The 11,551-nt window shown below is 69.5% G+C and carries 13 protein-coding genes and 1 other RNA gene; 7 read left to right on the forward strand and 7 right to left on the reverse strand.

Annotated elements, in window-relative coordinates; genetic code table 11:
* Positions 1–47: 47 nt before the first annotated feature.
* Positions 48–1,757, forward strand: a complete 1,710-nt coding sequence (locus tag C1704_RS06055; RefSeq protein WP_104301842.1) for a bifunctional protein-serine/threonine kinase/phosphatase — start codon at positions 48–50, stop codon at positions 1,755–1,757.
* A 21-nt stretch (positions 1,758–1,778) separates the two neighbouring features.
* Here C1704_RS06055 and C1704_RS06060 read toward each other — a convergent pair whose 3' ends face one another.
* A complete protein-coding gene (locus C1704_RS06060) occupies positions 1,779–3,047 on the reverse strand; it encodes an MFS transporter (protein WP_104301843.1) in 1,269 nt (422 codons plus the stop codon).
* A gap of 230 nt (positions 3,048–3,277) precedes the next feature.
* On the opposite strand from C1704_RS06060, the gene C1704_RS06065 reads away from it, so the two are divergent.
* Positions 3,278–4,561 carry a type IV pili methyl-accepting chemotaxis transducer N-terminal domain-containing protein gene (locus tag C1704_RS06065; RefSeq protein WP_104301844.1) on the forward strand — a complete coding sequence of 428 codons (1,284 nt, stop codon included), beginning with the start codon at positions 3,278–3,280 and terminating at the stop codon, positions 4,559–4,561.
* Positions 4,562–4,675: 114 nt separating this feature from the next.
* Complete coding sequence (locus C1704_RS06070; RefSeq protein ID WP_170064638.1) at positions 4,676–5,764, forward strand: sensor domain-containing diguanylate cyclase; 1,089 nt, start codon at positions 4,676–4,678, stop codon at positions 5,762–5,764.
* Between the two features lie 15 nt (positions 5,765–5,779).
* On the opposite strand, the gene C1704_RS06075 is transcribed toward C1704_RS06070, so the two are convergent.
* From C1704_RS06075 to zapB, 5 genes are all read right to left on the reverse strand, one after another.
* The gene (locus C1704_RS06075; protein WP_245876395.1) at positions 5,780–6,595 is read right to left on the reverse strand and encodes a sulfite exporter TauE/SafE family protein; all 816 of its coding nucleotides are present in this window, start codon (positions 6,593–6,595) and stop codon (positions 5,780–5,782) included.
* Complete coding sequence (locus C1704_RS06080; protein ID WP_104301847.1) at positions 6,592–7,071, reverse strand: EVE domain-containing protein; 480 nt, start codon at positions 7,069–7,071, stop codon at positions 6,592–6,594. Before C1704_RS06080 ends, C1704_RS06075 begins: the two co-directional genes overlap by 4 nt.
* A gap of 21 nt (positions 7,072–7,092) precedes the next feature.
* Positions 7,093–7,272: non-coding RNA, 6S RNA (gene ssrS / locus C1704_RS06085), on the reverse strand.
* A gap of 24 nt (positions 7,273–7,296) precedes the next feature.
* The gene (locus C1704_RS06090; protein ID WP_104301848.1) at positions 7,297–7,623 is read right to left on the reverse strand and encodes a cell division protein ZapA; all 327 of its coding nucleotides are present in this window, start codon (positions 7,621–7,623) and stop codon (positions 7,297–7,299) included.
* Positions 7,620–7,847, reverse strand: coding sequence for a cell division protein ZapB (zapB, locus tag C1704_RS06095; RefSeq protein ID WP_104301849.1), 228 nt, complete (start codon positions 7,845–7,847; stop codon positions 7,620–7,622). The genes C1704_RS06090 and zapB overlap by 4 nt, the downstream gene beginning before the upstream one ends.
* 122 nt (positions 7,848–7,969) lie before the next feature.
* Between zapB and cobU the strand changes: the two genes are divergently transcribed.
* The 4 genes from cobU to C1704_RS06115 are packed head-to-tail and all read left to right on the forward strand — an operon-like array spanning position 7,970 to position 10,945.
* A complete protein-coding gene (gene cobU, locus C1704_RS06100) occupies positions 7,970–8,542 on the forward strand; it encodes a bifunctional adenosylcobinamide kinase/adenosylcobinamide-phosphate guanylyltransferase (RefSeq protein ID WP_104301850.1) in 573 nt (190 codons plus the stop codon).
* Positions 8,539–9,579 (forward strand): nicotinate-nucleotide--dimethylbenzimidazole phosphoribosyltransferase, encoded by a 1,041-nt coding sequence (cobT, locus tag C1704_RS06105; protein WP_104301851.1) that lies wholly within the window; start codon positions 8,539–8,541, stop codon positions 9,577–9,579. The genes cobU and cobT overlap by 4 nt, the downstream gene beginning before the upstream one ends.
* Positions 9,576–10,370, forward strand: a complete 795-nt coding sequence (cobS, locus tag C1704_RS06110; RefSeq protein ID WP_104301852.1) for an adenosylcobinamide-GDP ribazoletransferase — start codon at positions 9,576–9,578, stop codon at positions 10,368–10,370. Before cobT ends, cobS begins: the two co-directional genes overlap by 4 nt.
* Positions 10,361–10,945 carry a histidine phosphatase family protein gene (locus C1704_RS06115; RefSeq protein ID WP_104301853.1) on the forward strand — a complete coding sequence of 195 codons (585 nt, stop codon included), beginning with the start codon at positions 10,361–10,363 and terminating at the stop codon, positions 10,943–10,945. The genes cobS and C1704_RS06115 overlap by 10 nt, the downstream gene beginning before the upstream one ends.
* Here C1704_RS06115 and nth read toward each other — a convergent pair.
* Positions 10,900–11,547: an endonuclease III gene (nth, locus tag C1704_RS06120; protein ID WP_104301854.1), complete on the reverse strand. Its 648-nt coding sequence runs from the start codon at positions 11,545–11,547 to the stop codon at positions 10,900–10,902. The two genes, C1704_RS06115 and nth, sit on opposite strands and share 46 nt — an antisense overlap.
* Positions 11,548–11,551 lie beyond the last annotated feature (4 nt).

The raw sequence follows: 11,551 nt of genomic DNA on the forward strand, positions 1-11,551 counted from the left end.
GAACAGTGCCGTGCCTTCACTGCCTGGGGCCCAGGGCCCGCCAGTTCATGAGCTTCGAGGTCGACATCGGTTATGCCAGTGCCCGAGGCCCGCGGGAAGACAACGAGGACTTCGCCGCGGTGGTGCGTCCGGCGCCCCATGATGAGGCGCGAGGGCTGATCGCTGCCGTGGCCGATGGCGTGTCCAGCGGGGGGCAGGGGCGACTGGCCGCGCAGACCACCGTGATGAGCCTCGTGCAGGACTTTCACGGTGTGCCGGAAACCTGGGACACCACGGTGGCGCTGGATCGGCTCATCAGCGCGCAGAACGCCTGGCTGGCCGGCCACAACCGGCGCCGCAGCGGCGAAGGCACCGCCATGTGCACGCTCACGGCGCTGGTGCTGCGGGGACACAGCTACACCCTGGCGCACGTGGGCGACACCCGGGCCTGGCTGCTGCGTGGGGGCGAGTGCATCCAGCTCAGCCAGGATCACAGCTTCGATCACCCCGACCTGCGTCACGCCTTGTCGCGGGCGATCGGCCTGGACGATCATGTGCGCGTCGACTACAGCCAGGGCGAACTGCACCGGGGCGACGTGTTCGTGCTCACCACCGACGGCGTGCATGGCGTGCTGCGCCGGCGCGAACTGGCCGCGCGGGCACGCGAAGGTTCGGCTCAGGCCGCCAGCGAGGCGCTGGTGGAGGCAGCCCTGAAGGCCGGCAGCCGCGACAACGCCACGGCCCTGGTGATCCGTGTGGCCGGGCTTGCGGCGGGGCGTCTGGAGGATCTGTTGCTGCGCGGCCGTCAATTGCCAGTGCCGCCGAAGCTGCGCGTGGGGGACTTGCTGGATGGCTACGTCATCACCGCGATGCTGGCCGACAACGGTGTGCATCGGCTCTATCAGGCGCGCAGCGTGGCGACGCAGGCCCTGGTGGCGATCAAGGCCCTCCACGAGGCACGGGCGAGCGATCCGCAGGAGCGGGCGATGCTGGCGCACGAGGCCTGGCTTGGCAGCCGTGTCGCCCGTGATGGGCAGGCCGGCCTGGTGCGCGTGCACGAACTCGAGGACCCGAGCGCTTTCTACGTCGTCTATGACTGGCACAGCGGGCAGACGCTGGAGCAGCTCATCGAGGACGGTCGCCGCCTCGACGTGAGCGAGGTCGTGGACGCCGGTCGCGCCGTCCTCAAGCCTCTGGGCCGCCTGCACCGGCAGGGGGTGATCCATCGCGACATCAAGCCGGCCAACCTGCACCGCGGCGACGATGGTCAGTGGCGCCTGCTCGACCTCGGCGTGGCCGTCTCGGGCCGCGAGCCCGAGGCGGCACGCAGTCTGCATGCCGGCACCCCGAGCTACATCAACCCCGAGCAATGGCAGCCCGACGACCCGGTCCGCGCAGACGCCGGAAGCGACCTCTACGCGCTGGGGGTCACGCTCTACCAGGCCCTGACGGGGCGCCTGCCGTATGGCGAGATCGAGCCCTACCAACTCGCGCGGTTCCGCCGCGATCCGCGTGCGCCCTCGCAGGTGCGGCCCGACGTGCCCATCTGGCTTGATCACGTGCTGCTCAAGGCCGTCGCGCGCGACCCCAAGCTGCGCTTCGAGACGGCTGAGGAATTTGCGCTCGCCCTCGAGCGCGGCGCCTCGCGCCCGTTGCCGGCACACGGCAGCACACCGTTGGTGGCGCGCGATCCGGCCGTGCTGTGGAAGATCGCGCTGGTCGTGTCGCTGCTCTTCAACGCGCTGCTGATCGTGTGGCTGCTGTTCCTGCCACGATGAGTCGGCCATGACCGCCTCCCTCTACTTCGCCACGCCGCGCATGTGCGCGCGTCCGTAGTCTGGCGGCGAGGTCGGCGCGGGCACCACACGGGCCCGTCCGCCTTTTTCCGCCCAGGTACGCGTCCAGCGGATCTGCACGATGCGCAGCATCACCAGCATCCCGATCGCCAGCAAGGCAAACGAGAGAAAGCCCCAGAAGTAGGTGCCGGCGTAGTGCTTCGACAGCCCCATGGCATTGGGCAGGAAACCGCCTCCCAGGGCACCTACCTCGCCGATCATCGAACCGGCCACGGCCGTGGTGATCGGCCAGCGCAGCGGCACGAGCTGGAAGAGCGCACCGTTGCCGGCACCCAGGGCCGCAAAGCACAGCATGAAGAGCAGGGTGGTGATCACCACGGAACTGCCCGCCAGGCCACACAGCACCAGCGTGACGCTGACGATGGCCAGCACGCCGGTGAGCGTGGTGACGCCCCCCACGCGGTCGGACACGTAGCCGCCCAGCACCCGCACGGCCGAGCCCATCAGTGTGGCGAGCATCGTGAGCTGGCCGGCTTCGACCTTGGTGACCTTGAACTGGTCGTAGAAGTAGGTGGGCAGGAAGCTGGCCAGGCCGATGAAGCCACCGAAGGTGACGATGTAGATCAGGCTGAAGGCCCAGCCGTCCTTCTCGAACAGGCAGGAGATGTGTTCACGGAAGGTCTGGTGCTCGCGATCCGGCGGCTCCTTGGCTGCCCACCACATCACCGCCATGGGCAGCAGCATGGTGAAGGCGGCAAGACCATAGACGGTCTGCCAACCGAAATGAGTGGCCAGCGGCGGGGCGAACATCACGGCCAGCACCGTGCCGGAGTTGCCAGCGCCGGCGATGCCCATGGCCAGGCCCTTGTAGCGCGGCGGGTACCAGCCGCTGCCCAGGCTCAAGGCCACACCGAAGCTCGCGCCGGCGATGCCCAGCAGCACGCCCATGGCCAGCACGCTGTCGTAGCTGTTGACGAAGAAGTAGCCATAGGTGAGCGCCAGCACGATCAGGCCCATTTCCACCATCGCGGCGTTCTTGCGACCGATGTACTGGGCCAGCACACCCAGCGGGAAGCGCATCAACGCGCCGGCGAGGATGGGCACGGAAATCATGAAGCCCTGCTGCGCCGGGCTCAGCCCGAAGCTTTCGCCGATGAACGGGCCCATGGCGCCATTGAGCACCCAGATGGCGAAACAGAAATCGAAATAGAGGAAGGACGCGAACAGCGTCGGCCAGTGGCCTGATTTCAGGAAGGTCGTGGAGCCGGACATGGCGAGCCTCAGTGAACCCGCGGCCAGGAGACGGCGGGATGGGAGGCACAGCATTGCGCACGGCATCATGCGCATGACCGTCGGTGCGATGCACGGTCTGGGTGCGGCGTTGCACCCCGGTGCTGCATTGCAGCAACAAGCGTGCCAGGCGCATCCCGTGCGGCGGCTCGGCCTGGTCTATGCTTGCGGCCCCGTGATGATGTCCTGGGAGCTGTCCTCTGAACGCTGCCGTGTCCCGCCCTTACGCCGTCCTCGTGCTGAGCGAGGACGAGGCGCGTGCGCAGGCCTTGTCCGCCGACCTGACGGCGGTCGGCTTTCACGTCCTTGGTGCCTGCGACTGCCACACGCTGGTGCGCGATGCCGTGCGCCTGGCACCCGTCGGCGTGGTGGCGTGGATCGAGCGACTGGACGAGCCAGCACTTCGCAGCCTGAACCAGCTGCGAGACACACAGGCCCTGCCTGTGCTCCTGTTCACGTCGGACGGTGATGTGGAGCGGCTGTCCCTGGCCCTGGAGGCGGGGGTCCATGGCTGTGTGGTGCAGAACTACGACCGGTCCCGGCTGCGCGTGGAGTGGCAGCTCGCCCGACTGCGCTTCGACCGAGAAGGTACGTTGCGCCGCACGCTGGACGAGTTGCGGCAGCGCTTCGAGGAACGCAAGCTCGTGGACCGCGCCAAGGGGCTGCTGATGCGCGCGACCCGCATGAGCGAAGACGAGGCATTCCGGGCTTTGCGTCGCGCGTCGATGCAGGGCAACCGGCGCGTCGGTCAGGTGTCGCTGCAACTCATCGATGCCGCCCGTCACGGCGAGGCGGTGAACCGCGCAGGCCAGCTGCGCATGCTGTCGCAGCGACTGGTGAAGCTCTATGCCCTCGCAGGGGCTGGGATCGAGCCCGATGACAGCCTCGAACGGCTGGCGCAGTCCGCGCGACGCATCGATGACAACCTGGCGTTTCTGGGGCGCAGCCTGTCTGCGCCCAGCTTCGGCGATCTGCTGTCGGCGGTGCAGGGCACCTGGTCCCAGCTGCGCCCCAGCATCGAGACCGAGCCGAGGCTGGCGACCCTTGCCGACATCGACGCGCTGGCGCAGGAATTGCTGGAGCAGGCCGAACGCCTCACCGCGGTGCTGGAGCAGGCCTCTGCGGCGGCGACCCTGCACGTGATCAATGTGGCGGGTCGCCAGCGCATGCTGTCACAACGCCTGGCCAAACAGGTGCTGCTCGCCCATCTTCTGCCGGGGTCTGCGGGCCAGGGCGCCCTGGCCGACGCCGTGGCGACGCAGAAGGCCTTCGAAGAAGCGCAGGCCTATCTGGAGGGGCTGCCGCTGGCCGATGGCGAACTGCGCGCAGCTCTGGCGTCGGCCCATCAGAGCTGGGTCACCCTGCTCGACGGCGCTCACCAGGCAGGCGCGACGCAGGGGCGGGTCGCGGTGGCCAGGGCCAGCGAGATCCTGCTGGAGCGGCTGGACCAGCTCACCGAGCGCTATGAGCACAGCCTCGACCGGCTCCTGGTGTGAGCCGTGCCACGCCCATGCCGCGAATAGGGGGGGTCCGGACTGGCCCGGATGCTCCGGAAGGGGTCACAATCCCCCAAAGGGCGGGATCCCCGCTCATCAGCAGTACCCAGCTTCATGACCGACCTGATCGCCGGCTTCGTGCGGCCCCGGCCGCCCCACTCGTCCATGCCAGACAGCCCCCTCTCCGCCACCGGTGAGCCGCTTGCCCATGTGCTGGCCCAGGCGCAGGCCAGTGGTCTCGGGCCGGAAGGCCTGGTGCAGCTGCTGCAGGCGGCCTGCGAACAATTGCCCACCGGCGTCTACGCGAAGGATGCACAGGGGCGCTACCTTTTCGTCAATGCGGCGGCCGCGGCGGTGCTGGGCCACTCCGTCCAGGAAGTCCTGGGCCACACCGACGAGGAGCTCCTCGATGCCGAGGCCGCTGCGGTCCTGAAGGACGGCGACGATGCGGCGCGTGCCCAGCGCCTGCCGCTGCAGCGCGAGGAGAAACTCACCTCCCGCGATCTGGTGTGCACCCGCTTGGCCGTGCCGCTTGAAGGGCAGGGCGTGGGCCTGGCCGGCCTGTGGCTCGATTTCAGCGAACTGCGCCGCACCCAGGCCCAGCTCAGGCATGCGCTCAACCTGCTGGAGCAGCAGCAGCGCCAGAACGAGGACCTGCGCCAGGAGCTCAAGGATCAGGGCGTGCGGGATGCGCTCACCGGGGTCTACAACCGGCGCCACTTCGATGAGCAGTTGCGCCGCGAAGTGGACCTGTCAGCGCGTGAGCACCGGGAGTTCGCCCTGGTGGCCATCCAGGTCGATGACCATGAGGACCTCGTGGCACGCCATGGCCAGCAGGCGGCCGATCGCTGCCTGCAGGCGCTGGGTCAGCTGCTGCGGGGCAACACCCGGGCGATGGATGCCCCCTGCCGCATCGGCATCGACCGTTTTGCGGTGCTGCTGTCCGGGGTGGGCCTGGCCACGGCCCATGCCCGAATGGAAGGCGTGCGCCGCCAGTGCGAGGCCCAGATCGTCATGCAGGACGGTCAGGACGTGCGCTTCACGGTGTCGATGGGGGTGGCCAGCTTTCCCCACACCAGCGACGAACTGCCGGGGCTGCTGCGCCTGGCCGAGCGCGCCCTGGCCACCGCCCAGCAGCGCGGTGGCAACGGGGTGGTGCTGGCCGCGATTCCCTTCTTCCCGCCGGAGCGGGTGGCCGCCTGATGCGCGCCGCCGGCCTCAGCCGGCCAGTCCCTTGTAGAGCATGTAGGCTGCCAGCCCGTAGAGCAGGAAGGCGAACGCGCGCTTGAGCTGCTTCACGTTCATCGCGTGCGCCGCACGGGCACCCAGCGGGGCGAACAGCACGCTGGCTGCGGCGATCAGCACGAGCGCCGGCAGATAGAGGAAACCGAAGGCCCCCGGCAGAGCCGGGGTGAGCGACCAGCCACCGATCACATAGCCTGCGACATTGGCCAGGGCAATGGGAAAGCCCAGGGCGGCGCTCGTGGCCACGGCATTGTGGATGGTCACGTTGCACCAGGTCATGAAGGGCACCGAGACGAAGCCTCCACCGGCGCCCACCAGGCCCGACAGGAAGCCGATCACACCGCCGGCCGCGACCTGCCCGGGCGCGCCGGGCATCTGCCGCGTGGGCTTGGGCTTCTTGTCCAGCAGCATCTGTGTGGCCGAAAAGCCCACGAAGGCCGCGAAGAAGAGGGCCAGCCACTGGCCCTTGAGCATCGCAAAGACACCCGCACCCGCCAGCAGGCCCCCCAGCACGATGCCTGGCGCCAGGCCACGCACCAGATCCCATCGCACGGCGCCCCGCTTGTGGTGGGCCCGCACGCTCGAGATGGAGGTGAACAGGATGGTGGCCATCGAGGTGGCAATCGCCATCTTGACCGCGAACTGCCCGTCCACGCCGCGCTGCGTGAGCAGGAAAGTGAGGAAGGGCACCAGCAGCATCCCCCCGCCAATGCCCAGCAGGCCTGCCAGAAAACCGGTGAAACAGCCGAGCACCAGCAGCTCGACGATGAACAGCCATTCGAGATTCAAGACACCTCCAGCAAGGCAAGGACGGCCCGCCATTCCTCAGGGGTGACGGGGGTGATGGACAAACGGTTGCCCGGCTGGAGCACGCGCATCGTGGCCAGCTCGGGGCGCGCACGCATCTCCTTGAGCGACAGCAGCCGGGTCTTGCGCACCAGCTTCACGTCGCGCAGCAGCCAGCGCGGCGCCTCGGGGCGCGATTTCGGGTCGTGGTAGGGGCTCGCCGGGTCGAATTGCGTGGGGTCGGGGTAGGGTGGGCCAGCCACCTCGGCCAGGCCGGCAATGCCCGGTTGCGGGCAGGACGAGTGGTAGAAGAGCACACCGTCGCCGATGCGCATCGCATCGCGCATGAAGTTGCGCGCCTGGTAGTTGCGCACGCCGGTCCATGGCACGGTCTGCCCGGGGGCAGCGGCGAGGTCATCGATCGAACATTCGTCCGGCTCGCTCTTCATGAGCCAGTACTGTTGTTGTTCTTGCGGCATGGGCGAGGGAACGGCGGGCGGGGTGTCCGCCGCGAGCCGAGAGCCGCATTCCTGAACCCAGGGGATTCAGGTGGGCGAGGTCAGCAAGGCTTCGGGTTCGTCTGACGCGAGACGATCACACCCACCAGGCAATGTTCCAGGCCCAAGCTCAATGAGCATCGGTTCAAGGAAATATAAAACTCCCGCGAACGCGACGGACGTCGTCATTCTACGCCCGTCCCGGCGTCAGAACAGGCGGCCGTCCTGGCCCAGCGCCTCGTCGAGGCGCGCGACCAGCGCACGCAGGGCTGGGTCGTCGCCGTGTGAGGCTTCGCCCGGGGCCGAAGGGGCTGCGACAGGCGCCGCAGCAGCAGGCCGGGCGGCCAATTCGAAGGCAATGTTCAGTGCGGCCAGCACAGCGATGCGCTCGCGCGCCTTGACCTTGCCGGCGTCACGGATGGCACACATCTCGCGGTCGACGGCGTTCACGGCTTCGAGCAAAGCCGCTTCGCCGCCGTCGGCGCAGCCCAGGATGTAGCTCTGGCCCATGATGGTGACTTCGATCTGCTTCATGAGCGCTCCTCGCTTTCGCGCGTGGGGCTGTTCGCATCGGCCGGTAGGTGCTCGAGCAGGGCATCGATGCGCGCGCGGGCCGTGTTCAGGCGCTGGCGCAGGCTGTCTCGCTCATGGCTCACCTGACCGAGCTGCTGCTGCAGCAACTCGTTGGTGCGCTTGAGTTCCTCGTGGCGCAACAGCAGGCGCTCGATGCGATCCGCAAGTTCATCGATGGTAGACATGGGCAGGCCGTCCTTGTGCAGACCATTGTAGGCCGCTCCCTGCGCCCGGTGGCCACCTACAATGCCGCTCGCTGCGGGTCCGACCCGTGGCCCTGAGGCGCACTCAATCCCGGGAGCCTGGCATGGGGTCCGTCCCCGACATCCATCTCATCCTCGGCGGCGCCCGCTCGGGCAAGAGCCGTCACGCCGAAGCCCTGGCCCTCGAGGCCGAGCGCGACGGTGCTCGTGTCACCTACATCGCCACCGCCTGGGCGGGCGATGATGAGATGCGCGAGCGCATTGCCCAGCATCGCGCGCGCCGGCCGGCGTCTTGGGCCAGCCTGGAGCTGCCCGATGCCGATCTCGCCCTGGCGATCACCCTGCAGGCGCAGGCTGGCGAAGGCCGCTGCGTGGTGGTGGATTGCCTCACGCTGTGGCTGGCTCAGCATCTGTGTCCGCCACCGGGCGTGCCGGCGCGCGACGCGAAGGCCGAGGCCGATGCGTTGCTCGCGGTGCTGCCGGGCCTGGCCGGCCGGGTGCTCTTCGTCTCCAACGAGATCGGCCTGGGCGTCATGCCCCTGGGGGCCGAGACGCGCCGCACCGTCGATGCCCTGGGACGGCTGCACCAGCAACTGGCCGAACAGGCACGCCGTGTCACCCTCATGGTGGCGGGGCTGCCCCTGACATTGAAACCCTTGCCCGAAAGCCGCAGATGACCCCTGCCGACCTGCCCCGCATCCAACCCATCGAGCATGCTCCACTGCGCGAGCGCCTGCAGCACCGGCTGGACCGCAAGACCAAGCCGCTGGGGTCGCTCGGCCGGCTCGAAAGCCTGGCGTTGCAGATCGGCCTCGTGCAAGCCAGCGAGGCGCCCGCCCTGCGCGATCCTCAGCTAGTGGTCTTCGCGGGCGACCATGGTCTGGCGCGCCAGGGGGTGTCGGCCTTTCCCAGCGACGTCACCTGGCAGATGGTCGAGAACTTCCTCGCCGGGGGGGCCGCCGTCAGTGTGCTGGCACGCCAGCACGGCCTGGCGCTCAGCGTCGTGGACGCCGGTGTGGCGCATGACTTTGCCCCGCGCGAGGGGTTGCTGATCCGCAAGATCGGCCCCGGCACGGCCGATGCCAGCGCCGGGCCCGCGATGACGTCCACACAGTGCTGGGCCGCGCTGCAGGCTGGCATCGAGGTGGTGCGGGGGTTGCCCGGCAATGTGCTGCTACTGGGCGAGATGGGCATTGCCAACACCTCGGCCGCGGCGCTGCTGCTCGCGCGCGTGGCCGGAGTGCCGCTGGCCGAATGCGTGGGCCGTGGCACCGGGCTCGACGATGCCGGACTGGCGCACAAGCGCGCCGTGCTGGAACGTGCCCTGCAGGCCAACGCGGCGGCCGTGTCGCCGCTGGACGCGCTGGCTGCCCTGGGCGGTTTCGAGATCGCGATGATGACCGGCGCGGTGCTGCAGGCCGCCCACGAGCGGCGCCTGGTGGTGGTGGACGGCTTCATCACCGGGGCGGCCGTGGTGGTGGCCCATGCCCTCGCACCCCAGGTGCTCGACTACTGCGTGTTCGCGCATCGCTCCGAGGAGTCCGGCCACCGCCGCATGCTCGATCATCTGGGCGCCGAGCCGCTGGTGGACCTGCGCCTGCGCCTGGGCGAGGGCTCGGGCGCGGCTCTGGCCTGGCCGCTCATCGTCTCCAGCGTGAAGCTGCTGGCCGAGATGGCCAGCTTCGAGTCGGCCGGGGTGAGCGACCGTTCATGAACGGACTCGGCCACGAACTGCGGCTGGTCGCGATCGCCTGGCAGTTTTTCACCCGCATCCCGCTGCCGCGTGCCTGGGTGGCCCGCGTCGGCTACGCGCCCGAATGGCTGCAGGCCAGTGCGCGGCACTTCCCGCTCGTGGGGGCGCTGGTGGGCGCCTTCAGTGCCGCGGTGTTCCTGCTGGCCGCGCTGCTGCTGCCGTCGGTCATGGCCGTCGGACTGGCGATGGTGGCGAGCCTGTGGATGACCGGCTGCTTCCACGAAGACGGCTGGGCCGACACCTGCGATGCCCTGGGCGGTGCGGTCAGTCGCGAGCGGGCGCTGGCCATCATGAAGGATTCACGCATCGGCACCTATGGCACGGTGGGCCTGGTGATGATGCTCGGCCTGAAGGCGGCCAGCCTGGCGAGCCTGCCCATCGCGTGGGTGCCGGTGGCCCTGGTGCTGGGGCACACCGTCTCGCGCACCGTGTCCGTCGGCCTGATCCGGGCGCTGCCCTATGGCGGCGACCCGGAGCATGCCAAGGCCAAGCCCCTGGCCACGCAGCTGTCCGGCCTCGGCTGGGCCGTGGCGCTGGGCTGGGCGGCGTTGGCGGCGATGGGGGCGGCGTTCTTCCTGCCGCCATGGGTGCTGGCCGTTGCCCTGGCCGCCGCCGCGCTGGCCGGCCTGTGGTGCGGCCGCTGGCTGCGCCACCGACTCGGGGGCTACACCGGCGACGGGCTGGGCGCGGCGCAGCAGCTCTCGGAGCTGGCGCTTTACCTGGCCCTGGTGGCAAGCCTGCGATGGATCTGAGCGTGCGCCTGTGGCGCCATCCTCGACCTGAGGGGGCGCAGGGTCTGTGCCTGGGGCGCACCGACCTGCCCGTCGACCCACGCCGCGCCCGTCGCCTGGCGCATCGCATCCGCCTGTGGGCCCGACGCGAGGCTGGCCCGCGGGAGGTGTGGACCTCGCCACTGCAGCGCTGCCGTGCCGTGGGCGAGTGCCTGTCGTCCTGGGGCTGGCGCCACCACATCGACGACCGGCTGCGCGAGCTGGACTTTGGCGACTGGGATGGACGGGCCTGGGCAGAGATCCCCATGGATGCCATCGATGCCTGGTGCGAGGACCTGCGGTTCCATCGTCCGGGCGGCGGCGAGAGTCTGGACGGTCTTGCGCAGCGCTGTGCCGAGTTCCTGGCCGAATGCGCAGGGCAGCGGCGCTATGTCGTCACGCATGGGGGCTGGATCACGACGGCCTGGCATCTGGCGCAGGGACGGCCGTTGCCGGCCACGGCGGCACGCTGGCCGGCTGCGCCGGCGCATGGCAAGGCGTTGGAGCTCGCTCAGCGCGCTGCCGGCGCCGGTGTCTTGGGCGAAAAGTCGCAGTAGCGCGCCACCTGGCACTGCCAGCAGCGCGGCTGGCGCGCCAGGCACACATAGCGCCCGTGCAGGATCAGCCAGTGGTGGGCGTCCACCAGGTAGCGCGGCGGCACACGTTCCAGCAGCTTCATCTCCACCGCCAGCGGCGTCTTGCCCGGCGCCAGACCGGTGCGATTGCTCACACGGAAGATGTGCGTGTCCACGGCCATCGTCGGCTCGCCGAAGGCCACGTTGAGCACGACGTTGGCCGTCTTGCGGCCCACGCCGGGCAGGGCTTCAAGGGCCTCGCGGGTGCGCGGCACCTCGCCGCCGTGACGTTCCACGAGGATGCGGCAGGTCTCCAGCAGGTGCTTGGCCTTGTTGCGGTACAGCCCGATGGTCTTGATGTAGCCGCACAGGCCGTCGTAGCCCAGGGCCAGGATCTGCTGCGGCGTGTGGGCCACGGCAAAGAGCTTGCGCGTGGCCTTGTTCACGCCCACGTCGGTGGCCTGGGCCGAGAGCAGCACGGCGGTGAGCAGCTCGAACACGCTGGTGTATTCCAGCTCGGTGTTGGGCTGCGGGTTGGCGGCCTGGAGGGTGGCGAAGAAGGCGTCGACGTCTTGCGGCTTCATGGGC

It is taken from the genome of Caldimonas caldifontis (assembly GCF_002930615.1).
GTDB lineage: Bacteria > Pseudomonadota > Gammaproteobacteria > Burkholderiales > Burkholderiaceae_C > Caldimonas > Caldimonas caldifontis.

What these genes read in the sequence shown, in the direction of transcription:
- cobS (WP_104301852.1), top strand. Translation starts at nt 9,576, where the DNA reads ATGAACGGACTCGGCCACGAACTGCGGCTGGTCGCGATCGCCTGGCAG.
- C1704_RS06070 (WP_170064638.1), top strand. Translation starts at nt 4,676, where the DNA reads ATGACCGACCTGATCGCCGGCTTCGTGCGGCCCCGGCCGCCCCACTCG.
- C1704_RS06060 (WP_104301843.1), bottom strand. Translation starts at nt 3,047, where the DNA reads ATGTCCGGCTCCACGACCTTCCTGAAATCAGGCCACTGGCCGACGCTG.
- C1704_RS06080 (WP_104301847.1), bottom strand. Translation starts at nt 7,071, where the DNA reads ATGCCGCAAGAACAACAACAGTACTGGCTCATGAAGAGCGAGCCGGAC.
- C1704_RS06115 (WP_104301853.1), top strand. Translation starts at nt 10,361, where the DNA reads ATGGATCTGAGCGTGCGCCTGTGGCGCCATCCTCGACCTGAGGGGGCG.
- nth (WP_104301854.1), bottom strand. Translation starts at nt 11,547, where the DNA reads ATGAAGCCGCAAGACGTCGACGCCTTCTTCGCCACCCTCCAGGCCGCC.
- C1704_RS06055 (WP_104301842.1), top strand. Translation starts at nt 48, where the DNA reads ATGAGCTTCGAGGTCGACATCGGTTATGCCAGTGCCCGAGGCCCGCGG.
- zapB (WP_104301849.1), bottom strand. Translation starts at nt 7,847, where the DNA reads ATGTCTACCATCGATGAACTTGCGGATCGCATCGAGCGCCTGCTGTTG.
- cobU (WP_104301850.1), top strand. Translation starts at nt 7,970, where the DNA reads ATGGGGTCCGTCCCCGACATCCATCTCATCCTCGGCGGCGCCCGCTCG.
- cobT (WP_104301851.1), top strand. Translation starts at nt 8,539, where the DNA reads ATGACCCCTGCCGACCTGCCCCGCATCCAACCCATCGAGCATGCTCCA.
- C1704_RS06090 (WP_104301848.1), bottom strand. Translation starts at nt 7,623, where the DNA reads ATGAAGCAGATCGAAGTCACCATCATGGGCCAGAGCTACATCCTGGGC.